18 protein-coding genes are annotated in these 22916 nt (G+C 50.0%); 10 read left to right on the forward strand and 8 right to left on the reverse strand.

Annotated elements, in window-relative coordinates; translation table 11 throughout:
* The first annotated feature begins 41 nt into the window (after positions 1–41).
* The 5 genes from hdhA (at position 42) to uidC (ending at position 6485) form a co-directional block, all read left to right on the forward strand.
* A complete protein-coding gene (gene hdhA, locus A7589_RS07305; protein ID WP_000483368.1) occupies positions 42–809 on the forward strand; it encodes a 7-alpha-hydroxysteroid dehydrogenase in 768 nt (255 codons plus the stop codon).
* 231 nt (positions 810–1040) lie between these two features.
* A complete protein-coding gene (gene uidR / locus A7589_RS07310; protein ID WP_108188791.1) occupies positions 1041–1628 on the forward strand; it encodes a DNA-binding transcriptional regulator UidR in 588 nt (195 codons plus the stop codon).
* Between the two features lie 371 nt (positions 1629–1999).
* A complete protein-coding gene (gene uidA / locus A7589_RS07315; RefSeq protein ID WP_000945890.1) occupies positions 2000–3811 on the forward strand; it encodes a beta-glucuronidase in 1812 nt (603 codons plus the stop codon).
* A complete protein-coding gene (gene uidB / locus A7589_RS07320; protein ID WP_108188788.1) occupies positions 3808–5181 on the forward strand; it encodes a glucuronide transporter in 1374 nt (457 codons plus the stop codon). The genes uidA and uidB overlap by 4 nt, the downstream gene beginning before the upstream one ends.
* Before the next feature lie 38 nt (positions 5182–5219).
* On the forward strand, positions 5220–6485 hold the full coding sequence (gene uidC / locus A7589_RS07325) for a glucuronide uptake porin UidC (protein ID WP_001227062.1): 1266 nt from the start codon (positions 5220–5222) through the stop codon (positions 6483–6485).
* 44 nt (positions 6486–6529) lie between these two features.
* Here the strand turns inward: uidC and A7589_RS07330 are convergent, their stop codons facing one another.
* On the reverse strand, positions 6530–8038 hold the full coding sequence (locus A7589_RS07330) for a YdgA family protein (RefSeq protein ID WP_001043388.1): 1509 nt from the start codon (positions 8036–8038) through the stop codon (positions 6530–6532).
* Between the two features lie 99 nt (positions 8039–8137).
* A complete protein-coding gene (manA, locus tag A7589_RS07335) occupies positions 8138–9313 on the reverse strand; it encodes a mannose-6-phosphate isomerase (RefSeq protein WP_105282738.1) in 1176 nt (391 codons plus the stop codon).
* A gap of 198 nt (positions 9314–9511) precedes the next feature.
* Here manA and fumB point away from each other — a divergent pair, with 198 nt between their 5' ends.
* Positions 9512–11158, forward strand: coding sequence for a class I fumarate hydratase (gene fumB / locus A7589_RS07340; RefSeq protein WP_000066639.1), 1647 nt, complete (start codon positions 9512–9514; stop codon positions 11156–11158).
* 142 nt (positions 11159–11300) lie between these two features.
* The gene (gene fumC / locus A7589_RS07345; protein WP_000860010.1) at positions 11301–12704 is read left to right on the forward strand and encodes a class II fumarate hydratase; all 1404 of its coding nucleotides are present in this window, start codon (positions 11301–11303) and stop codon (positions 12702–12704) included.
* On the opposite strand, the gene tus is transcribed toward fumC, so the two are convergent.
* From tus to rstA, 3 genes are all read right to left on the reverse strand, one after another.
* Positions 12701–13630 carry a DNA replication terminus site-binding protein gene (tus, locus tag A7589_RS07350; protein WP_000135176.1) on the reverse strand — a complete coding sequence of 310 codons (930 nt, stop codon included), beginning with the start codon at positions 13628–13630 and terminating at the stop codon, positions 12701–12703. The genes fumC and tus overlap by 4 nt on opposite strands.
* 73 nt (positions 13631–13703) lie before the next feature.
* Positions 13704–15005, reverse strand: coding sequence for a two-component system sensor histidine kinase RstB (gene rstB, locus A7589_RS07355; RefSeq protein WP_105282737.1), 1302 nt, complete (start codon positions 15003–15005; stop codon positions 13704–13706).
* A 3-nt stretch (positions 15006–15008) separates the two neighbouring features.
* A complete protein-coding gene (gene rstA, locus A7589_RS07360; RefSeq protein WP_001092491.1) occupies positions 15009–15728 on the reverse strand; it encodes a two-component system response regulator RstA in 720 nt (239 codons plus the stop codon).
* A gap of 128 nt (positions 15729–15856) precedes the next feature.
* Here rstA and A7589_RS07365 point away from each other — a divergent pair, with 128 nt between their 5' ends.
* A complete protein-coding gene (locus A7589_RS07365) occupies positions 15857–16192 on the forward strand; it encodes a GlpM family protein (protein ID WP_000524884.1) in 336 nt (111 codons plus the stop codon).
* Here the strand turns inward: A7589_RS07365 and folM are convergent.
* The 3 genes from folM to ydgH form a co-directional block, all read right to left on the reverse strand.
* On the reverse strand, positions 16189–16911 hold the full coding sequence (gene folM / locus A7589_RS07370; protein WP_000520630.1) for a dihydromonapterin reductase: 723 nt from the start codon (positions 16909–16911) through the stop codon (positions 16189–16191). The genes A7589_RS07365 and folM overlap by 4 nt on opposite strands.
* A gap of 36 nt (positions 16912–16947) precedes the next feature.
* Positions 16948–18330: an amino acid permease gene (locus A7589_RS07375; RefSeq protein ID WP_000412363.1), complete on the reverse strand. Its 1383-nt coding sequence runs from the start codon at positions 18328–18330 to the stop codon at positions 16948–16950.
* Positions 18331–18514: 184 nt separating this feature from the next.
* Complete coding sequence (gene ydgH, locus A7589_RS07385) at positions 18515–19459, reverse strand: DUF1471 family protein YdgH (RefSeq protein WP_000769335.1); 945 nt, start codon at positions 19457–19459, stop codon at positions 18515–18517.
* A gap of 520 nt (positions 19460–19979) precedes the next feature.
* On the opposite strand from ydgH, the gene pntA reads away from it, so the two are divergent.
* Both pntA and pntB read left to right on the forward strand, forming a co-directional pair.
* Positions 19980–21512: a Re/Si-specific NAD(P)(+) transhydrogenase subunit alpha gene (gene pntA / locus A7589_RS07390; RefSeq protein WP_001219380.1), complete on the forward strand. Its 1533-nt coding sequence runs from the start codon at positions 19980–19982 to the stop codon at positions 21510–21512.
* Positions 21513–21522: 10 nt separating this feature from the next.
* Positions 21523–22911: a Re/Si-specific NAD(P)(+) transhydrogenase subunit beta gene (gene pntB, locus A7589_RS07395; RefSeq protein WP_000014064.1), complete on the forward strand. Its 1389-nt coding sequence runs from the start codon at positions 21523–21525 to the stop codon at positions 22909–22911.
* Positions 22912–22916 lie beyond the last annotated feature (5 nt).

Consider the following 22916-nt stretch of genomic DNA (forward strand, 5'->3'; position numbering starts at 1 on the left):
GCGGTGCCTTTTATTTTTACTGAAGTTCACAGGAGGTTTATGTGTTTAATTCTGACAACCTGAGACTCGACGGAAAATGCGCCATTATCACCGGTGCGGGTGCAGGTATTGGTAAAGAAATCGCCATTACATTCGCGACAGCAGGTGCATCTGTAGTGGTCAGTGATATTAACGCCGATGCAGCAAATCATGTTGTTGATGAGATTCAACAACTGGGGGGGCAGGCATTTGCGTGGCGCTGTGATATTACGTCCGAACAGGAATTATCCGCTCTGGCAGACTTTGCCATCAGTAAGTTGGGTAAAGTTGATATTCTGGTTAACAACGCTGGTGGCGGTGGTCCTAAGCCATTTGATATGCCAATGGCGGATTTTCGCCGCGCTTATGAACTGAATGTCTTTTCTTTTTTCCATCTTTCACAACTCATTGCGCCAGAAATGGAAAAAAATGGCGGTGGCGTTATTCTGACTATCACTTCCATGGCGGCAGAAAATAAAAATAAAAACATGACCTCGTATGCGTCCTCTAAAGCTGCGGCCAGTCATCTGGTCAGGAATATGGCGTTTGACCTGGGTGAAAAAAATATTCGGGTGAATGGTATTGCGCCAGGAGCAATATTAACGGATGCCCTCAAATCCGTTATTACACCAGAAATCGAACAAAAAATGTTGCAACACACGCCAATCAGACGTCTGGGCCAACCGCAAGATATTGCTAATGCGGCGTTGTTCTTGTGTTCACCCGCCGCCAGCTGGATAAGCGGACAAATTCTCACTGTCTCCGGCGGTGGGGTACAGGAACTCAATTAATTCGAATAACCCGGAAAACAACGCAACTCAGCGTTGTTTTCCGGTGCTGATGGGTTATCAGAAAATGTATCCATCTCGCTACTGGTTGCCATATTTCGATTGCTGGTTGACCAATTGTCGTGTGAATAATACTCGAATGCGGGGGGGCTTCGCACATTTGACCTGCAATGTTAGGTGCTTGCCTGGCAAAGCGGTAAACTACTTATTCACGCTAACTATAATGGTTTAACGATGGATAACATGCAGACTGAAGCACAACCGACACGGACCCGGATCCTCAATGCTGCCAGAGAGATTTTTTCAGAAAATGGATTTCACAGTGCCTCGATGAAAGCCATCTGTAAATCTTGCGGCATAAGCCCAGGAACGCTCTATCACCATTTCATTTCTAAAGAAGCCCTGATTCAGGCGATTATCCTTCAGGATCAGGAGAGGGCGGTGATCCGCTTCCGCGAACCTATCGAAGGGATTCATTTCGTTGACTATATAGTCGAGTCGATAGTGTCTCTCACTCATGAAGCCTTTGGACAAAGGGCGCTGGTGGTCGAAATTATGGCAGAAGGGATGCGCAATCCACAGGTCGCCGCCATGCTAAAGAATAAGCATCTGACGATTACGGAGTTTATCGCCCAGCGTATGCGCGATGCCCAGCAAAAAGGTGAGATAAACCCTGACATCAACACGGCAATGACCTCTCGTTTACTGCTGGATTTGACCTATGGCGTACTGGCCGATATCGAAGCCGAAGACCTGGCGTGTGAAGCGTCATTCGCCCGGGGATTACGCGCGATGATTGGCGGTATTTTAACCGCATCCTGATTCTGTCTTTTCGCGGGTCGGTGAAGACTGGCCTGCTTAATCCTGCATAGAAACTCTTTCCGTTTCGTCACAAAACCACCGTTAACACATACACAGTGGCCATATGACACGTAAATTTATCATTTAAAATCTATTCGAATGAACGTTCGATTGCTTATTTTGTGGCTTCTGTCAACGCTGTTTTAAAGATTAATGCGATCCGTATCACGCTGTGGGTATTGCAGTTTTTGGTTTTTTGATCGCGGTGTCAGTTCTTTTTATTTCCATTTCTCTTCCATGGGTTTCTCACAGATAACTGTGTACATCACAAAATTGGTTAACTAATCGGATTAAAGGTTGACCAGTATTTTTATCTTAATGAGGAGTCCCTTATGTTACGTCCTGTAGAAACCCCAACCCGTGAAATCAAAAAACTCGACGGCCTGTGGGCATTCAGTCTGGATCGCGAAAACTGTGGAATTGATCAGCGTTGGTGGGAAAGCGCGTTACAAGAGAGCCGGGCAATTGCTGTGCCGGGCAGTTTTAACGATCAGTTTGCCGATGCGGATATTCGTAATTATGTGGGTAACGTCTGGTATCAGTGCGAAGTCTTTATACCGAAAGGTTGGGCGGGCCAGCGTATCGTGCTGCGTTTCGATGCGGTTACTCATTACGGCAAAGTGTGGGTAAACAATCAGGAAGTGATGGAGCATCAGGGGGGATATACGCCGTTTGAGGCCGATGTCACGCCATATGTTATTGCCGGGAAAAGTGTACGTATCACCGTTTGTGTGAACAACGAACTGAACTGGCAGACTATCCCGCCGGGAATGGTGATTACCGACGAAAACGGTAAGAAAAAGCAGTCTTACTTCCATGATTTCTTTAACTACGCCGGGATCCATCGCAGCGTAATGCTCTACACCACGCCGAACACCTGGGTAGACGATATCACCGTGGTGACGCATGTAGCGCAAGACTGTAACCACGCGTCTATTGACTGGCAGGTGGTGGCCAATGGTGATGTCAGCGTTGAACTGCGTGATGCGGATCAACAGGTGGTTGCAACTGGACAAGGCACCAGCGGGACTTTGCAAGTGGTGAATCCGCACCTCTGGCAACCGGGTGAAGGTTATCTCTATGAACTGTGCGTCACAGCCAAAAGCCAGACAGAGTGTGATATCTACCCGCTGCGCGTTGGTATCCGGTCAGTGGCAGTGAGTGGCGAACAGTTCCTGATCAACCACAAACCGTTCTACTTCACTGGTTTTGGTCGCCATGAAGATGCAGATTTACGCGGCAAAGGGTTCGATAACGTGCTGATGGTGCACGATCACGCATTAATGGACTGGATTGGGGCTAACTCCTACCGTACCTCGCATTACCCTTACGCTGAAGAGATGCTCGACTGGGCAGATGAACATGGCATCGTGGTGATTGATGAAACTGCAGCTGTCGGCTTTAACCTCTCTTTAGGCATTGGTTTCGAAGCGGGCAACAAGCCGAAAGAACTCTACAGCGAAGAGGCAGTCAACGGGGAAACTCAGCAGGCGCACTTACAGGCGATTAAAGAGCTGATTGCGCGTGACAAAAACCACCCAAGCGTGGTGATGTGGAGTATTGCCAACGAACCGGATACCCGTCCGCAAGGTGCACGGGAATATTTCGCGCCACTGGCGGAAGCAACGCGTAAACTCGACCCGACGCGACCGATCACCTGCGTCAATGTAATGTTCTGCGACGCTCACACCGATACCATCAGCGATCTCTTCGATGTGCTGTGTCTTAACCGTTATTACGGTTGGTATGTACAAAGCGGCGATTTGGAAACGGCGGAGAAGGTACTGGAAAAAGAACTTCTGGCCTGGCAGGAGAAACTGCATCAGCCGATTATCATCACCGAATACGGCGTGGATACGTTAGCCGGTCTGCACTCGATGTACACCGACATGTGGAGTGAAGAGTATCAGTGTGCATGGCTGGATATGTATCACCGCGTCTTTGATCGCGTCAGCGCCGTCGTCGGTGAACAGGTATGGAATTTCGCCGATTTTGCAACCTCGCAGGGCATTTTGCGCGTTGGCGGTAACAAGAAAGGGATCTTCACCCGCGACCGCAAACCGAAGTCGGCGGCTTTCTTGCTGCAAAAACGCTGGACTGGCATGAACTTCGGTGAAAAACCGCAGCAGGGAGGCAAACAATGAATCAACAACTCTCCTGGCGCACCATCGTCGGCTACAGCCTCGGTGACGTCGCCAATAACTTCGCCTTCGCAATGGGGGCGCTCTTCCTGTTGAGTTACTACACCGACGTCGCTGGCGTCGGTGCCGCTGCGGCGGGCACCATGCTGTTACTGGTTCGGGTATTCGATGCTTTCGCCGACGTCTTTGCCGGACGAGTGGTGGACAGTGTAAATACCCGCTGGGGAAAATTCCGCCCATTTTTACTCTTCGGTACTGCGCCGTTAATGATCTTCAGCGTGCTGGTATTCTGGGTGCCGACCGACTGGAGTCATAGCAGCAAAGTAGTGTATGCATATTTGACCTACATGGGCCTCGGGCTTTGCTACAGCCTGGTGAATATTCCTTATGGTTCACTTGCTACCGCGATGACCCAACAACCGCAGTCCCGCGCCCGTCTGGGCGCGGCTCGAGGAATTGCCGCTTCGCTGACCTTTGTCTGTCTGGCTTTTCTGATAGGACCGAGCATTAAAAACTCCAGCCCGGAGGAGATGGTGTCGGTGTACCATTTCTGGACGATTGTACTGGCAATTGCCGGTATGGTGCTTTACTTCATCTGCTTCAAATCGACGCGTGAGAATGTGGTACGTATCGTGGCGCAGCCGTCCTTGAAGATCAGTCTGCAAACGCTGAAACGGAATCGTCCGCTGTTTATGTTGTGCATCGGTGCACTGTGTGTGCTGATTTCGACCTTCGCGGTCAGCGCATCGTCGTTGTTCTATGTTCGCTATGTGCTGAATGACACCGGTCTGTTTACTGTGCTGGTACTGGTGCAAAACCTGGTCGGTACAGTGGCGTCGGCACCGCTGGTGCCAGGGATGGTCGCCAGGATTGGTAAAAAGAATACTTTCCTGATTGGCGCTCTGTTGGGAACCTGCGGTTATTTTCTGTTCTTCTGGGTTTCCGTCTGGTCACTGCCAGTGGCGTTGGTCGCGTTAGCCATCGCTTCAATTGGTCAGGGCGTTACTATGACCGTGATGTGGGCGCTGGAAGCTGATACCGTAGAATACGGTGAATACCTGACCGGCGTGCGAATTGAAGGGCTTACCTATTCGCTATTCTTATTTACCCGCAAATGCGGCCAGGCAATAGGGGGATCAATTCCCGCCTTTATTTTGGGATTAAGCGGATATATTGCGAATCAGGCACAAACACCGGAAGTTATTATGGGGATACGCACATCAATTGCCTTAGTCCCTTGCGGATTTATGCTACTGGCATTCGCTATAATCTGGTTTTATCCGCTCACGGATAAAAAATTCAAAGAAATTGTAGTTGAAATTGATAATCGCAAACAAATGCAGCAGCAATTAATCAGCGATATCACTAATTAATATTCTATAAAAATAATCAGAACATCAAAGGTGCAACTATGAGAAAAATAGTGGCCATGGCCGTTATTTGCCTGACGGCTGCCTCTGGCCTTACCTCTGCTTACGCCGCGCAACTGGTTGACGATGAAGCGGGGCTACGTATCAGACTGAAAAATGAATTACGCCGGGCCGACAAGCCCAGTGCTGGTGCGGGAAGAGATATTTACGCGTGGGTACAGGGAGGATTACTCGATTTTAATAGTGGCTATTATTCTAATATTATTGGCGTCGAAGGTGGAGCATATTATGTTTATAAATTAGGTGCTCGCGCTGATATGAGTACCCGATGGTATCTTGATGGCGATAAAAGTTTTGGCTTTGCCCTTGGCGCGGTAAAAATAAAACCGAGTGAAAATAGTTTGCTTAAATTAGGTCGCTTCGGGACGGATTATAGTTATGGTAGCTTACCTTATCGTATTCCGTTAATTGCTGGCAGTTCGCAACGTACATTACCGACTGTTTCCGAAGGGGTATTAGGTTATTGGGCTTTAACACCTAATATCGAACTGTGGGGAATGTGGCGCTCAAGAGTATTTTTGTGGACCGACTCAACAACCGGTATTCGTGATGAAGGGGTTTATAACAGCCAGACGGGGAAATACGATAAACATCGCGCACGTTCTTTTTTAGCCGCCAGTTGGCATGATGATACCAGTCGCTATTCTCTGGGCGCATCGACACAGAAAGATGTTTCCAACCAGATACAAAGTATTCTGGAGAAAAGCATACCCCTCGACCAGAATTATGCGCTGAAAGGAGAGTTGCTCGGCTTTTACGCGCAACTCGAAGGCTTAAGTCGTAATACCTGGCAGCCCAATGAAACGACGTTGGTTAGTGGACAATTGACCTGGAGCACGCCGTGGGGAAGTGTATTTGGTAGTGGTGGTTATCTGCGTCATGCGATGAATGGCGCCGTGGTGGACACTGACATTGGCTATCCTTTTTCATTAAGTCTAGATCGTAACCGTGAAGGAATGCAGTCCTGGCAATTGGGCGTCAACTATCGTCTAACCCCGCAATTTACGCTGACTTTTGCGCCGATTGTGACCCGTGGTTATGAATCCAGTAAACGAGACGTGCGGATTGAAGGTGCGGGCATCTTAGGTGGTATGAACTATCGGGTCAGCGAAGGGGCGCTACAAGGGATGAATTTCTTTCTTGCCGCCGATAAAGGGCGGGAAAAGCGCGATGGCAGTGCGCTGGGCGATCGCCTGAATTACTGGGATGTGAAAATGAGTATTCAGTATGACTTTATGCTGAGGTGAGAAAAAACGCCGGAGAGAAAACTCTCCGGCGTTTTGGCAGTGAATTACTGTTGCGGAATGGCTGGTACAGCCGGAACGTTTAATGCTGGCATTGCAAACATACCAACAAAATCTTCCAGCGGCATTTTCTGGCCATTCAACGTGATCTGACCGTTAGCATATTGCAGGCTGGTGGTGATGGTATTGTCCTGCAAGGTGGTCAGTCGGAACATCTGACCCATTGCTGATGCACCTTCAACTTGCTGTTTTGCCAGTTTTTTAGCTTGATCTTCCTGATAACCTTCCAGTTTCGCTACCTGGGTCATCAGCTCAGTTGCCATATCAACCGGAATGGTCAGTTTTGCCTCCAGAGACTTAACCGAGCGATCAACTTCCTGAGCCAGTGTCTGCGGCGCTTCTTTAGTCGTTGCCGGATCTTTCAGGAACAGCGACAGATTCAGCGCACTTTCACCCTGACTGTTTTTCCAGCTTAACGGAGCGACAGTTATCACCGGATCGCCTTTCAACATCAGTGGCAGGGCGCTAAAGAAGGCTTCTGTCACTTTCTCCTGATAAAGTTCGGGATTGTTGGCAATCTCTGGCTGTGCCAGCAGTGCCTGAGTTTGCGCGTTATATTGCTGGCTAAACTGATGCCAGGCTTCGCCATCAATCTGACCGACTTTTAAAGTCAGCTTGCCGCTGCCCAGATCCTGATTCTGTACCTTCAGGCTATTTAGCGAGTAATCCAGTTGGCTATTGATCGTTTTACCGTCATTGACCAGGTCTGATTTACCGCTGATCTCCATGCCTTCCAGCAGTGCCAGTTCTTTGCCTTCCACCGAAATGGTCATTTTTTCCAGTGACAGTTTTTGGTTGCCCACGCGCTCACCAAAACTTGCCAGCGTGCTGGAACCGTCGGTTTTCAGATTATTAAAGGTCAACTGTACTTTCTGGTTGTATTCGTTAACCGCATCTACCCGACCGCTTTGCGCCTCCCCGGAAAGGGAGATAGCTTTGCCGTCTCTGTCTGCATTTAACTGGAATTCGCCGCCGCTAAAGGCGACTTTTTCATCTTTTTGTTCGTAATTCAGTGGCTTGAGAGAGATATCTGAGCTGGAATCACCGCTGTAACCAATGCGGGAGTTAATCTCAAAAGGTGTTTCTCCTTTTGCCATATCAAACAGTGGTTTGCTCACATTGTTGTTGACAAGCGTGGTTTGAATCGACGCCATCGATGGGATCAGGTTCAGTTTTTTCAGCTGAGCCAAGGGAAAGGGACCATGATCAACAGATTCGTTGAAGATGACGCTCTGACCACTTTTAATCCACGGATTTTCTTTCCCGGCAACGGGTTTCACCACCAGTTGTAACTGGCTGCTGAACACGCCGCGATGATAGTTTTGATAACTCACTTCCAGGTTGGATTCAGGAGCCGTCAGCTTAAGTTGCGCATTCGCCTGCGCGACCATGTCCTCGAGATGGGTTTCTATTTTCTTGCCTGTGTACCATGCGCCGCCTGTCCAGACTACGCCGAGCGCAACAATGACGCCTACCGCTACCAGCGATTTATTCATAGTGATTATCCATAAAATGAAATCAGGCGGACTGGCCGCCTGAAGTGTTATAAGCCTTTAATAAGCTTAGCAAGAGATGTTAATTTTTTCAGTAAGCTCTTACAGCTTGTTGTAAACACGGGCTAAACGTCCGTGGCCTTTCACTGTCACCGGTGTCTCGTTGGCGGCAATAAACGCTGACTCACCCGGTTTAAGCTGTAACTGTTGAGAACCTTTACACAGAGTTGCTTCGCCTTCAACGCAGAACAAAATGGCGGCACTTTGCTGGCTGATGGTGGTTTCTTTATCGCTAAGGTCATGCAGCGAGAAGGCAAAATCATCCACCGGAATCGGGAAGTCCAGTTCTGCACCTTGCTTCACCGGCTGGGTCAACAACTGGTTAGCTGGTTTGGCTTCGAACTTCACGTTGGCAACCAGCTCAGGAATATCAATGTATTTAGGCGTCAGACCCGCACGCAGCACGTTATCGGAGTTCGCCATCACTTCCAGCGCCACGCCTTGCAGGTAGGCATGTGGTGTTTCAGCGAACAGGAACATCGCTTCGCCAGGGTTCAGTTTCACCACATTCAGCAACAGCGGGGAGAACAGACCGCTGTCATCCGGGTAAAATTCAGAAATTAAACGAATCGTTTGCCACGGTTCGCCCTGTTGGCTGTCGAGCGCCGATTTTAAAATCGCCAGCGCGCGGGATTTCTCTTCACCCTGCATATTTAACAGGCTGGCGAACAGTTCGCTTAAACGTTCGGCATCAGGCTGTTGTAAAAAGTGAGCAATCGCCGGATGTGCACCTGCGACCGGCTGGAGTAGGGAGACAATCTCGGAAAACTCTCGAAACGCGTTCATCGCAAGGAAAGGCGTCAGCGCAAAAACCAGCTCCGGCTTGTGGTTAGGATCTTTATAGTTACGCTCGGCGGCATCCATCGGAATACCTGCGGCATTTTCTTTGGCAAAACCGATTTCAGAATTGCGTTTGTTTGGATGAACCTGAATGGAGAGCGGCTGGGCTGCGCATAATACTTTGAACAGGAAAGGCAGTTCGCCAAAGCGTCTGGCAACGGCCTCTCCAAGCAGAGTCGATTTATCACTCTCAATCACATCACGCAGTGAAACGATATCTCCTGCGGCATTGTACACACGGGAACTGCTTTTCGGATGTGCCCCCATCCACAGCTCGGCCATCGGCTGGCTGGACGGATTTTCCATACCATAAAGTTCAGTCAACGCCGTTTTGCTGCCCCAGGCATAGTTTTGCACTGAGTTAATGAGTTTTTGCATGATCAATCCCTGTTTAAATGTGGAAATTAATCCCGCTATTAAAGCAAGAATCCTACGGGAAGTAACCTGGAGCCGCAAAAAGTCGTACTAGTCTCAGTTTTTGTTAAAAAAGTGTGTAGGATATTGTTACTCGCTTTTAACAGGGCAACGGAACACCCGCCCAGAGCATAACCAAACCAGGCAGTAAGTGAGAGAACAATGTCAAACAAACCCTTTCATTATCAGGCTCCTTTCCCACTCAAAAAAGATGATACCGAGTATTACCTGCTGACCAGCGAACACGTTAGCGTATCTGAATTTGAAGGGCAGGAGATTTTGAAAGTCGCGCCAGAAGCGTTAACTCTGCTGGCGCGTCAGGCGTTTCATGATGCGTCATTTATGCTGCGTCCGGCTCACCAACAACAGGTGGCCGACATTCTGCGTGACCCGGAAGCCAGCGAAAACGATAAATATGTGGCGCTGCAATTCCTGCGAAACTCCGATATCGCGGCAAAAGGCGTTCTGCCAACCTGTCAGGATACCGGCACCGCGATTATCGTTGGTAAAAAAGGGCAGCGCGTATGGACAGGTGGTGGCGACGAAGCGGCTTTGGCGCGCGGTGTCTATAACACCTATATCGAAGATAATTTGCGCTACTCGCAAAACGCGCCGCTGGACATGTATAAAGAGGTGAATACCGGCACCAACCTGCCAGCGCAGATCGATCTTTATGCCGTTGATGGCGACGAGTACAAATTCCTCTGTATTGCCAAAGGTGGCGGTTCGGCAAACAAAACGTATCTTTATCAGGAAACCAAAGCGTTACTGACGCCGGGGAAACTGAAAAATTATCTGGTTGAGAAAATGCGTACGCTGGGGACGGCGGCCTGTCCTCCGTATCACATTGCGTTCGTTATTGGCGGAACTTCTGCGGAAACTAACCTTAAAACGGTAAAACTGGCTTCCGCTAAATACTATGACGAACTGCCAACGGAAGGGAATGAGCACGGTCAGGCTTTCCGCGATGTGGAGCTGGAAAAAGAATTGCTGATCGAAGCGCAAAATCTTGGTCTGGGGGCGCAGTTTGGTGGTAAATACTTCGCTCACGATATCCGCGTGATTCGCCTGCCGCGTCATGGCGCATCCTGCCCGGTTGGTATGGGCGTTTCCTGTTCCGCTGACCGTAATATTAAAGCGAAGATCAACCGTCAGGGGATCTGGATCGAAAAACTGGAACATAACCCAGGCAAATATATCCCTGAAGAATTGCGTAAAGCGGGAGAAGGCGAGGCGGTGCGCGTAGACCTTAATCGTCCGATGAAAGAGATCCTTGCTCAGTTGTCGCAATATCCTGTTTCTACGCGATTGTCGCTTAACGGTACTATCATCGTCGGTCGTGATATCGCCCATGCCAAACTGAAAGAGCGCATGGACAACGGCGAAGGGCTACCGCAATACATCAAAGATCACCCGATTTACTACGCGGGGCCGGCAAAAACGCCGGAAGGTTATGCCTCCGGTTCTCTTGGTCCAACAACCGCCGGACGGATGGATTCTTATGTCGATCAACTGCAAGCGCAGGGCGGAAGTATGATCATGCTGGCGAAAGGCAACCGCAGCCAGCAGGTGACGGATGCCTGTAAAAAACACGGTGGCTTCTACCTCGGTAGTATTGGCGGCCCGGCGGCAGTGCTGGCGCAGGGTAGTATTAAGAGTCTGGAATGTGTTGAGTATCCTGAACTGGGAATGGAAGCTATCTGGAAAATCGAAGTGGAAGATTTCCCGGCGTTTATTCTTGTGGATGATAAAGGAAATGACTTCTTCCAGCAGATACAGCTCACGCAGTGCACCCGCTGCGTGAAATAAACAGAGCCGTCCTTCGGGGCGGCTTTTTTACATGGCACGAAAGACCAAACATTTGTTATCAAATAGTAAATAATGAGTGAGCTAAAAGTTGCTTAACGTAAGCAAAACAGAAAGAAAAAATTAATCAGGTGAGGAGCAGTCCATGAAAACAGTACGCAGCGAAAAAGATTCGATGGGTGCGATCGATGTCCCGGCAGATAAGCTGTGGGGCGCACAAACTCAACGCTCGCTGGAGCATTTCCGCATTTCGACGGAGAAAATGCCAACCTCACTGATTCATGCGCTGGCGCTAACCAAGCGCGCAGCGGCAAAAGTTAATGAAGATTTAGGCTTGCTGTCCGAAGAGAAAGCGAGTGCCATTCGTCAGGCGGCAGATGAAGTGCTGGCGGGACAGCATGACGATGAATTTCCGCTGGCTATCTGGCAGACCGGTTCCGGTACGCAAAGCAATATGAATATGAACGAAGTGCTGGCTAACCGGGCGAGCGAATTGCTTGGCGGCGTGCGTGGGATGGAACGTAAAGTTCACCCTAATGACGACGTGAACAAAAGCCAAAGTTCCAATGATGTCTTTCCGACGGCGATGCATGTTGCGGCGCTGCTGGCGCTGCGCAAGCAACTCATTCCGCAGCTTAAAACACTGACACAAACGCTGAGTGAAAAATCGCGCGCATTTGCCGATATCGTCAAAATTGGTCGTACCCACTTGCAGGACGCCACGCCGCTGACGTTGGGGCAGGAGATTTCTGGCTGGGTAGCGATGCTGGAGCATAATCTCAAACATATCGAGTACAGTCTGCCGCACGTGGCGGAACTGGCGCTGGGTGGTACAGCAGTAGGGACGGGGCTGAACACTCATCCGGAATATGCGCGTCGCGTTGCGGATGAACTTTCGGTAATTACCTGCGCGCCGTTTGTTACCGCGCCGAACAAATTTGAAGCTCTGGCGACCTGTGATGCGCTGGTTCAGGCGCACGGCGCCTTGAAAGGGTTGGCTGCGTCACTGATGAAAATTGCCAATGACGTCCGTTGGTTGGCATCTGGCCCTCGCTGCGGAATTGGTGAAATCTCAATCCCGGAAAACGAGCCGGGCAGTTCAATCATGCCTGGGAAAGTGAACCCAACGCAGTGTGAAGCGTTAACCATGCTTTGCTGTCAGGTGATGGGGAACGATGTGGCGATCAACATGGGTGGCGCTTCCGGAAACTTTGAACTGAACGTCTTCCGTCCGATGGTTATCCACAATTTCCTGCAATCGGTACGCTTGCTGGCAGATGGCATGGAAAGTTTTAACAAACACTGTGCAGTGGGGATTGAGCCGAATCGTGAGCGAATCAATCAATTACTCAATGAATCGCTGATGCTGGTGACCGCACTCAACACCCACATTGGCTATGACAAAGCCGCCGAGATTGCCAAAAAGGCGCATAAAGAAGGGCTGACCTTAAAAGCCGCAGCCCTTGCGCTGGGCTATCTTAGCGAAGCCGAGTTTGACAGCTGGGTACGACCAGAACAGATGGTCGGTAGCATGAAAGCAGGGCGTTAATCTGCAACATACAGGTGCAGCCGTGGGATGATCAAACGAAGCGGCTGCGCCTGCGGTTTATAACGGTGCTGCACATTGTCGGCATCGTAATTCAACAACTCGCCAACGTCCGGCACGCCCGCGCCATTATCCCGATTAATCAGTGCAATCAGAGGCGTCGGGCAGGCGTGTTGTACCTGTTTTTGATCTCCCTTGTACCAGACGCGGGCAATCGGCTGCACCTTCACCGGACGTTTGATTTTTAACTTCGCGTCCTGTGGCAGGGCGGCAATATCCTGATATTCACGCTCCAGTTTTCCCTGCCACTCCTCACGCGTCCACGGTGCGACGCTGCGGGGTGATTTCAGACTTTTTTCCAGCTGCGCCAGCACTTCATCACGACGTAAATTCTTAATGATATGTTTATTCGCCCAGCCAAAACGTAAAGTTGCGGGGTCATGCAGAACGGTGAGGGTGCGGTAAGCGTTAAGTGTGATCAGCCCCGGCAAATGGCGATGCACCCATTCAAAACGCGCCGCCGTAGGAAGTTCTGACTCAACCGTGACGATATGCTCGAAAGTGGTTTTAAGTTGATTGATGCGCTGAATATGACTTACCAGCGCCGCTTGTGAAAGATTATCGACCTGATAACACAACACGCCGGGCAGACGAACAGCGGCCTTGCTGCTGCGATTTTCAGACTGTTGCTGAATAAACAAATGGCGGAAATGACGTAACGCGAGCGCCTGCGCCTCTTTGCCGAGATGTTGCTTAACTTCAATGCAGTTCAGCGGATTATGCTCATCTTCTTTTTTGACTTCCGGTAAAGAGAACACCCGGGCAACCAGCAACTTGTGCTGTTCAAGCTCAGCGGCAAATGCGGCCAGTTCTTGCTCCATCTGGCGAAAGGTAGTATTGAGTCGATCTACGAGATCGTAACGAGCCATAAAATCACCACTTAGTTACAACATACTTATTTTATAGCACAGTGGCGACGGCTTGACCACCGTGCGCGTAGCGTCAGGCAGAGGTAAATTGCGCAATGTTGTGCCATAACGGCCAGCTAAACGAGAAGCGGGCACCACCCAGTTCGCTGGCATCACAATTAACCGTGCCGCCCATAGCCAGCGCAATAGAGCGGACAATTGCCAGTCCCAGCCCGCAGCCGCCGGTTGCACGGTCACGGCTGGGGTCGAGGCGAACAAAGGGTTCAAAAATATGCTCTCGATCCTGTGGTGCAATCCCTGCACCATCATCTTCAACAATTAATGTCGCTCTGTTTCCTGTCAGTAGCAGGCTGGTTTCAACGGTTGAATGGCAGTAGCGCAGGGCGTTATTGAGCAAGTTATCCAGCACGCGCTCCATTAAGCGCATATCCAGCGCCGCATAATGACCTTGTATGATGGTTTTTATCCGTACCGTTTTATCGGGAGTTAGCGCCTGAATGTCGGTCAGATGCGTTGACAGCCACAACGGCAGGTCTGGTTCGCTAAGATGGAGCTCATTTTGCGGGCGATCGAGTCGGGCATAAGTCAACAGTTCTTCAATTAAAGCTTCCAGTTGGCTGATATCGCGATTCAATGCCTGGGATTCTGTTGCGCTCAGGTTATCGCTCATCTCCAGGCGATAACGCAGGCGCACTAACGGCGTTCGCAGTTCGTGGGCGATACCGTCGATAAGCTGTTTTTTGCTGGCAATCAAGGCGTTGATATTGTCCGCCATCTGGTTAAACGCCACGCCAAGTCGTTCAAAACTCGAACCATCATCAAAGTGAATACGTTCATTGAGATGCCCATCGCCAAATCGTTGTGCCGCTGCTTCCAGTTTTAGCATGTCCTGCCAGTGCGGACGCATCCAGATAAACACCGGAAAGGCGAGGGAGATGGCAATAAAAGCGATCAGCGCGATATCCAGTAATCGCATTTGATGGAGGTAATAAAGATAAGGCACGGGACCGACTGCCAGCACGTAGTGGCTGCGCGGTATACGTTGCAAAAAAGTGTACTGATCGTCCAGGGCGACAATTTCGCCGCCATGCAGCCGATGCATGGAGATTTCATCGAGATGATATTTACTCAACGGTTCGACGCGCAGATCAAAAGAGAGATTTAAATCCATCTCCTTCAGTGTTTTCCCCCAGTCGTGCGGGGGGATCTCGCGCAATTCACTACGCATCAGGTATAGCGAACTGTTCATCAAATCATCCAGCGACTGTTTGCCCGCGCGTTCGGCGGTAAATTTGTACACCAGCCCAACCAACAGGGACATCACCAGAAAGCAGACAAACAGTAAAAGATAAAACTGGATAAACAGTTTTTTCATCGCTTATTCCCACGCATGAGGCGCAAACAGATAGCCTTTGTTTCGCACGGTTTTAATGCGATAAGGTTCGGCAGCGTTATCGCGCAGTTTTTTTCTTAACCGCGAAATAGCCACGTCCACGCTACGATCCAGACCGTCATAGCTGACGCCGCGTAAATTTTTCAACAACGCATCTCTGTCCATAATTTGCCCCGCGTGGGTGGCTAACTCCCAGAGCAGTTCAAAATCGGCGGTAGAAAGTGAAATTTCACGGTTAGCAAGCGTAACTACACGGTTAATGGGATCGATGGTCAACGTACCGAAATGCAATGCCTTGTAAGGAGTAAGAGGTGCTTCTTGTATACCTTTGGTCAGCGTGGTTTGCTCATTCTGACGCAAATGTAAACGTAACCGCGCCAGCAGGACTGCGGGGGGCGTCGTTTTGAGAATATAGTCGCAGGCGCCCATTTCCAGAGCCAGAATGTGGTTCATATCACTATCGAGAGATGTCAGCAGAACTATAGGCCCGCGCCATTTAGTGCGTAAATCACGACAGACAGTCATGCCGTCCTTGCCTGGTAGCATGATATCGAGGAGCACCAGATCCGGATTTTCCCGCAGAATTGTTTCTTCTGCATGGTCGCCGCGAGGTTCAATGGTTACCTGTATATCATGTTTCGCCAAATACGCGGCAATCAGTGAACCGACTTCTGCGTCATCTTCCACAAATACGATAGTGTTCATATTATTCACGGTAGATATAAAAACGTCACAATACACCGCGTTGTTTTTACTTACTATCAATCGTTCCTAAACAAGTTTGCATCAGGTATTCTACGGATGACTTGTTATGTAAGTGTTAAGGTAAAAAGATGGGGCTGGTAATCAAAGCCGCGCTTGGTGCGCTGGTGGTGGTGTTAATTGGTGTATTAGCAAAAACGAAAAATTACTATATCGCCGGGCTGATTCCGCTTTTCCCGACCTTTGCGCTTATTGCGCATTATATTGTTGCCAGCGAACGCGGCATTGAAGCCTTACGCGCAACCATCATTTTCAGCATGTGGTCGATTATTCCCTATTTTGTTTACCTGGCGTCGCTGTGGTATTTCACCGGAATAATGCGCTTGCCCGCTGCTTTTGTGGGTTCCGTTGCGTGCTGGGGGATAAGCGCATGGGTGTTGATTATATGCTGGATGAAGCTGCATTAACGCAGATGTCGACCGCCATCAAGCGGAAAACTGCGTCCGGTAACAAAGCAACTGGTGAGTAAATAATCGACCAGATCGATCACTTCTTTCTCACCAGGCGCGGTTTTCATCAGTGATTTATTCAGCGCCTGTTGACGATATTCAGCATCATCATGCTCATTAAACAGGATCAGCGATGGCGCAATAGAATTCACTTTCACTTCCGGTGCCAGCTTGCGGGCAAATGAGCGGGTCATATTATCCAGCGCCGCTTTGCTCGCAGCATAGGCAATATGTTTGTCGCTTCCGCGCTCCACCACATAATCGGTAAAGTGAATGATATCGCTGGCGGCGTGTCCGTGCCCACGCAGTAATCTTTCCAGAGCGTGGTTAAGAAGGTATGGAGTATTAACGTGGATCTGCATCATGCTGGCCAGCACGTCAGTCAGTGGCGTACCTGGTTTTTCAGCCATCCATGCGCTGGCGTTATGCAAAATAGCACGCAGGCCGTGGGTGCTTTTTAGTACCTCATCGGCAAACGCCATCACACCGTCGTTGGTTGAAAAATCAGCCTGAATACATTGCGCACCCGCATTAATCAGCCCCTCAATGGCAGGATAGTGCGTCCGATAGCTGACAATCACCGGTTGCTTTTGATTAATGAAATGCCAGGCGAGGGCGAGGCCAATGCGACGGCCTCCGCCAGTAATTAATATTGGCAAGGGGTGGGTTTTACCCATCGTTATCTCCTTTGCTATCCAACGATGGGACGAACGTTATCCCACCAGCATCCAGGTCGCCGGAACTGCGGCAATTAACAACATGCTAATTAGCATCATTTCCTGACGATTCAGTACATTATCATGTGTATGCGTTTTACGCGCGTACAGGAATACCAGAAGCCCAGGTGCATACAGAACGACGGACAACAGCAGGTGCATTGGGCCAGAGGCGTACAATAACCATAAGCCATAAATGCAGGCACCGATACCTACTGCTTTATGCAGTGGACGGGTAGCGATTTTCAGCAGGAACGCGCCAACCAGGAAATAGGGCACCAGAATCATTTCTGAGGCGATGGTCAGCAATGTGTTGTAATCGGAACCGGTTAGCCAGATGAGTACCAGGCAAATTTGCACGCAGATGTTGGTCAGCCACAGTGAGGCAGACGGCGCAGCTTGCGCATTCTGGCGAGCAAAAATGCGCGGGAATGCTTTATGTGTGGCCGCCAGGAAGGGGACTTCTGCCGCCATAATGGTCCAGCTTAAGTACGCGCCGCAAACGGAAACGATCAGTCCGGCAGCGATGATAATCTCGCCCCACGGCCCCATCATTTTCACCATCAGGCCGGCCATAGACGGGTTACGGATTTCAGCCAGTTCCGGGCGTGCTACCACGCCCAGCGAAAGCAGTGTTACCAGTAAATAAACGCCCAGCGCGGAAAGTACCGCCAGAAGTGTTGCTTTGCCGACATCATGTTTATTACGCGCTCGCGCAGAAACGACCACTGCACCTTCCACGCCAATGAATACCCACAGTGTGATCAACATTGTGTTTTTCACCTGTTCCCATACTGGTATGCCAAGTGCAAGGCCAGTGAAGTCGAGTTTGAAGGTGTCCAGTTTGAACATCATCATCGCCAGCACAATAAACAGACCTAGCGGCAATAATTTTGCCAACGTCGCCACCAGGTTAATGCTGGCAGCAGTCTGCACGCCGCGCAGGATCAAAAAGTGAACAATCCATAATAAGGCGGATGCACCGACAATCGATTGCCAGGTATTGCCATCGCCAAACAGGCGCAATTCCGGCGTGTCAGTAAAAAAGCTTAATGCGGAAAAGACGATGACCAGATAGGAGACGTTGGCGATAACTGCGCACAGCCAGTATCCCCATGCAGAGCAGAAACCGATCAGTTCGCCAAATCCTTCACGGGCATAGGTAAAGATACCGCCGTCAAGGTCGGGACGAATACGCGTCAGGATCAGCATCGCGAAGGCCAGTAATAAAATCCCTGCGCCGGTGATACCCCAGCCGATCAATAATGCTGCCGGGCTGGCTACCGCCGCCATATTTTGCGGCAGACTGAAAACACCTGCGCCCAGCATTGAGCTTAATACCAGCGCAGTGAGCGCGCTCAGTCCCAGTTTCTTTTCCATCTGTATCCAGTGATCAAAACGTGTTCGGAAGAATAAATATTAGGACAAAACGCATAAAAATGGTGTTTGTCACTAAGGCGCGGGATTTTACGAAGAGATGTATCGTCATGCAATGGTTAGGGGAAAATTTGTGACTAAAAATGCTAAAGGCGGCATAAAGCCGCCTTATCGTGATACTGAATAGTTATTTATACAGGTCTGCGCTGATGGTCAGGTTATTGCCACGTTCCTGCCACTGGCGGGTGATGTGGTAATACTTAGCCCCTTTCTTCGCGGCACGTTTAGCAACCTGGTAGGAAACTTCGGTCATGTTGCCGTAGTTACCTGAGAACTTAATGCTGTCGAACGGCACCATCATCGCTGCGGTCGCTTTGTTCAGTTCTTCTACTTTAGTGCCGTCAGGTAGCGTGACAGTGTAACGTCCGCCTTTTGATGACTGGGTTTCAAAGAAACGACCGACTTCGGAACTTGGTGACGCAGTAGTGGCAACGCCAGGGATTTCAACTTTCTTCGCAGCTTCGCCACCGGCAGCCAGGGCTGCACGTCCCGCGTCGGAATCCGCCGGGATCACATCCGGGCTTTGTACTACGCGTTTCTTAGCATCTTTTTTATAGATGAATGCGGTAATACGCTGGTTGCCGCCCTGGTTGGCATCGATTTGACGAACAATATAGAAAGAGTATGCGCCTTTTGCTTTCGCCGCTTTGGTGATGGCGTCATTGACTTCAGGCTGGCTACGGTAAAAGCCCTGGACGGTAACTGTATCAAACGGTTCGATCAGAACGGCCTGGTCTTTGGGCAGCTCCACCACACCATTAATCACGCGATTTTTTTCGGTTTCTGCTTTTTCAGCATCAGACTTATAGAGATCGGCAACTACACGCCAGTTACCGCTGTTACCGAAATCTGACGTATCGACAACATAAAAAGAGGCTGCTCCTTCTTTATCAGCGCGGCGGGATACGGCTTTCACCGCCTCGCCAATGGCATTGAAACGTCCGGTAACCACTACACGGTCAAAAGGTTTAACCGCTGCCGCTTGCTCCGGTGTCAGTTCTGTTGCTGCGTTAACGGAGAATGCCGTAGCAGAAAGCAGTGCCGACGCCAGGAGGGTGTTCTTAAGCTTCATAAAAATAATCCTTCGCCTTGCGCAAACCAGGTACTGGTATTGTTATTAACGAGAAACGTGGCTGATTATTGCATTTAAACGGTGTAACTGTCTGCGTCATTTTTCATATCAGACTTCTTGATTTGATTTTAAACCTGTTCGAATAACCATGTGTGATTAAAAAGTGAGCGCAGTGGCATAGGCGGCTGAAATGGCTGAATTGTATAAGTTAATTTAATGTTAACTGGTAGCTTGCGACGGGGTGATCTCATGTTTTACCTGGCTATTGAAGACAATTATCGCCCTTTATCCTGTGTTCTATGGTGTTTATCCCACTATCAAGGCTGAATCGTTAATATTTTTCGAGTTAACGCCGAAATACTGATTTTTGGCGCTAGATCACAGGCATTATTTTCAGTACGTTATAGACGTTTGTTACTAATTTATTTTAACGGAGTAACATTTAGCTCGTTCATGAGCGGCTTGTGTACCTTGAAACACAGGCAAACCATCATCAATAAAACCGATGGAAGGGAATATCATGCGAATTGGCATACCAAGAGAACGGTTAACCAATGAAACCCGTGTTGCAGCAACGCCAAAAACAGTGGAACAGTTGCTGAAACTAGGTTTTACCGTCGCGGTAGAGAGCGGCGCGGGTCAACTGGCGAGTTTTGACGATAAAGCGTTTGTGCAAGCGGGCGCTGAAATAGTAGAAGGGAATAACGTCTGGCAGTCAGAGATCATTCTGAAGGTCAATGCACCGTTAGATGATGAAATTGCACTGCTGAATCCAGGTACAACGCTGGTAAGTTTTATCTGGCCTGCGCAGAATCCGGAACTAATGCAAAAACTTGCGGAACGTAACGTCACCGTGATGGCGATGGACTCCGTACCGCGTATTTCTCGCGCCCAGTCGCTGGACGCGTTAAGTTCGATGGCGAATATCGCAGGTTATCGCGCTATTGTCGAAGCAGCTCATGAGTTTGGTCGCTTTTTTACCGGACAAATCACTGCGGCAGGTAAAGTGCCGCCGGCAAAAGTCATGGTGATTGGTGCGGGTGTTGCTGGTCTGGCGGCCATTGGTGCAGCAAACAGCCTCGGCGCAATTGTGCGTGCGTTCGATACTCGTCCGGAAGTGAAAGAACAAGTTCAGAGTATGGGCGCGGAATTCCTCGAACTGGATTTTAAAGAGGAAGCAGGCAGCGGCGATGGCTATGCCAAAGTGATGTCGGAAGCGTTCATCAAAGCGGAAATGGAGCTTTTTGCTGCGCAGGCAAAAGAAGTCGATATCATTGTTACCACTGCGCTGATTCCAGGCAAACCGGCACCGAAACTGATTACCCGTGAAATGGTGGACTCCATGAAGTCGGGCAGTGTGATTGTCGATCTGGCAGCACAAAACGGCGGTAACTGTGAATACACCGTGCCGGGGCAAATCTTCACCACTGAAAATGGCGTCAAAGTCATTGGTTATACCGATCTTCCGGGGCGTCTGCCGACGCAATCCTCACAGCTTTATGGCACCAACCTCGTCAATCTGCTGAAACTGTTGTGCAAAGAGAAAGACGGCAACATTACTGTTGATTTTGATGATGTGGTGATTCGTGGTGTGACCGTGATCCGTGCGGGTGAAATTACCTGGCCGGCGCCGCCGATTCAGGTTTCAGCCCAGCCGCAGGCAGCGCAGAAAGCAGCACCGGAAGTCAAAACCGAGGAAAAATGTGCCTGTTCGCCGTGGCGTAAATACGCCTTGATGGCGCTGGCAATTATCCTTTTCGGCTGGCTGGCAAATGTTGCACCGAAAGAGTTCCTCGGACACTTCACCGTGTTCGCGCTGGCGTGCGTTGTCGGCTATTACGTGGTGTGGAATGTATCGCACGCGCTGCATACGCCGTTGATGTCGGTCACCAATGCGATTTCAGGGATTATTGTTGTCGGAGCACTTTTACAGATTGGCCAGGGCGGCTGGGTTAGCTTCCTTAGTTTTATCGCGGTGCTTATAGCCAGCATTAATATTTTCGGTGGCTTCACCGTGACTCAGCGTATGCTGAAAATGTTTCGCAAAAACTAAGGGGTAACATATGTCTGGAGGATTAGTTACAGCTGCATACATTGTTGCCGCGATCCTGTTTATCTTCAGTCTGGCCGGGCTTTCAAAACATGAAACGTCTCGCCGGGGTAACAACCTCGGTATCGCCGGGATGGCGATTGCTTTAATTGCAACTATCTTTGGACCGGATACTGGCAACGTTGGCTGGATCTTACTGGCGATGGTCATCGGTGGGGCGATTGGTATCCGTCTGGCGAAGAAAGTCGAAATGACCGAAATGCCGGAGCTGGTGGCGATCCTGCATAGCTTCGTTGGTCTGGCGGCGGTGTTGGTTGGTTTTAACAGCTATCTGCATCACGACGCGGAAATGGCGCCGATTCTGGCCAATATTCACCTGACGGAAGTGTTCCTCGGTATCTTCATCGGTGCGGTGACTTTCACGGGGTCGGTCGTGGCGTTCGGTAAGCTGTGCGGCAAAATTTCGTCTAAACCGCTGATGCTGCCAAACCGTCACAAAATGAACCTGGCGGCTCTGGTCGTTTCCTTCCTGCTGCTGATTGTATTTGTTCGCACGGATAGCGTCGGCCTGCAAGTGCTGGCATTGCTGATAATGACCGCCATTGCGCTGGTATTCGGCTGGCATTTAGTCGCCTCCATCGGTGGTGCAGATATGCCAGTGGTGGTGTCGATGCTGAACTCTTATTCTGGTTGGGCAGCGGCGGCGGCGGGCTTTATGCTCAGTAATGATCTGCTGATTGTGACCGGTGCGCTGGTCGGTTCTTCTGGTGCCATCCTTTCTTACATTATGTGTAAGGCGATGAACCGTTCCTTTATCAGCGTCATTGCGGGTGGTTTCGGCACAGATGGTTCTTCCACCGGTGATGATCAGGAAGTGGGCGAGCATCGCGAAATCACTGCGGAAGAGACGGCAGAATTGCTGAAAAATTCGCACTCGGTGATCATCACCCCAGGCTACGGCATGGCGGTCGCGCAGGCACAATATCCGGTGGCAGAAATCACCGAGAAATTGCGTGCCCGTGGTATCAATGTGCGTTTCGGTATTCACCCGGTTGCAGGTCGATTACCGGGGCATATGAACGTATTGCTGGCAGAAGCGAAAGTACCGTATGACATCGTGCTGGAAATGGACGAGATCAACGATGATTTTGCTGATACCGACACTGTGTTGGTGATTGGCGCTAACGATACGGTTAACCCGGCTGCGCAGGACGATCCGAAAAGCCCAATTGCTGGAATGCCTGTGCTGGAAGTGTGGAAAGCACAGAACGTGATTGTCTTTAAACGTTCGATGAACACTGGCTATGCTGGTGTGCAAAACCCGCTGTTCTTCAAGGAAAACACTCACATGCTGTTTGGCGATGCCAAGGCCAGCGTGGATGCAATCCTGAAAGCACTGTAACCCTG

The sequence above is a fragment of the Escherichia sp. MOD1-EC6475 genome, from assembly GCF_003046645.1.
Taxonomy (GTDB): Bacteria; Pseudomonadota; Gammaproteobacteria; order Enterobacterales; family Enterobacteriaceae; genus Escherichia; species Escherichia ruysiae.

What these genes read in the sequence shown, in the direction of transcription:
- uidR (WP_108188791.1), top strand. Translation starts at nt 1,041, where the DNA reads ATGGATAACATGCAGACTGAAGCACAACCGACACGGACCCGGATCCTC.
- uidA (WP_000945890.1), top strand. Translation starts at nt 2,000, where the DNA reads ATGTTACGTCCTGTAGAAACCCCAACCCGTGAAATCAAAAAACTCGAC.
- uidB (WP_108188788.1), top strand. Translation starts at nt 3,808, where the DNA reads ATGAATCAACAACTCTCCTGGCGCACCATCGTCGGCTACAGCCTCGGT.
- uidC (WP_001227062.1), top strand. Translation starts at nt 5,220, where the DNA reads ATGAGAAAAATAGTGGCCATGGCCGTTATTTGCCTGACGGCTGCCTCT.
- A7589_RS07330 (WP_001043388.1), bottom strand. Translation starts at nt 8,038, where the DNA reads ATGAATAAATCGCTGGTAGCGGTAGGCGTCATTGTTGCGCTCGGCGTA.
- manA (WP_105282738.1), bottom strand. Translation starts at nt 9,313, where the DNA reads ATGCAAAAACTCATTAACTCAGTGCAAAACTATGCCTGGGGCAGCAAA.
- fumB (WP_000066639.1), top strand. Translation starts at nt 9,512, where the DNA reads ATGTCAAACAAACCCTTTCATTATCAGGCTCCTTTCCCACTCAAAAAA.
- fumC (WP_000860010.1), top strand. Translation starts at nt 11,301, where the DNA reads ATGAAAACAGTACGCAGCGAAAAAGATTCGATGGGTGCGATCGATGTC.
- tus (WP_000135176.1), bottom strand. Translation starts at nt 13,630, where the DNA reads ATGGCTCGTTACGATCTCGTAGATCGACTCAATACTACCTTTCGCCAG.
- rstB (WP_105282737.1), bottom strand. Translation starts at nt 15,005, where the DNA reads ATGAAAAAACTGTTTATCCAGTTTTATCTTTTACTGTTTGTCTGCTTT.
- rstA (WP_001092491.1), bottom strand. Translation starts at nt 15,728, where the DNA reads ATGAACACTATCGTATTTGTGGAAGATGACGCAGAAGTCGGTTCACTG.
- A7589_RS07365 (WP_000524884.1), top strand. Translation starts at nt 15,857, where the DNA reads ATGGGGCTGGTAATCAAAGCCGCGCTTGGTGCGCTGGTGGTGGTGTTA.
- folM (WP_000520630.1), bottom strand. Translation starts at nt 16,911, where the DNA reads ATGGGTAAAACCCACCCCTTGCCAATATTAATTACTGGCGGAGGCCGT.
- A7589_RS07375 (WP_000412363.1), bottom strand. Translation starts at nt 18,330, where the DNA reads ATGGAAAAGAAACTGGGACTGAGCGCGCTCACTGCGCTGGTATTAAGC.
- ydgH (WP_000769335.1), bottom strand. Translation starts at nt 19,459, where the DNA reads ATGAAGCTTAAGAACACCCTCCTGGCGTCGGCACTGCTTTCTGCTACG.
- pntA (WP_001219380.1), top strand. Translation starts at nt 19,980, where the DNA reads ATGCGAATTGGCATACCAAGAGAACGGTTAACCAATGAAACCCGTGTT.
- pntB (WP_000014064.1), top strand. Translation starts at nt 21,523, where the DNA reads ATGTCTGGAGGATTAGTTACAGCTGCATACATTGTTGCCGCGATCCTG.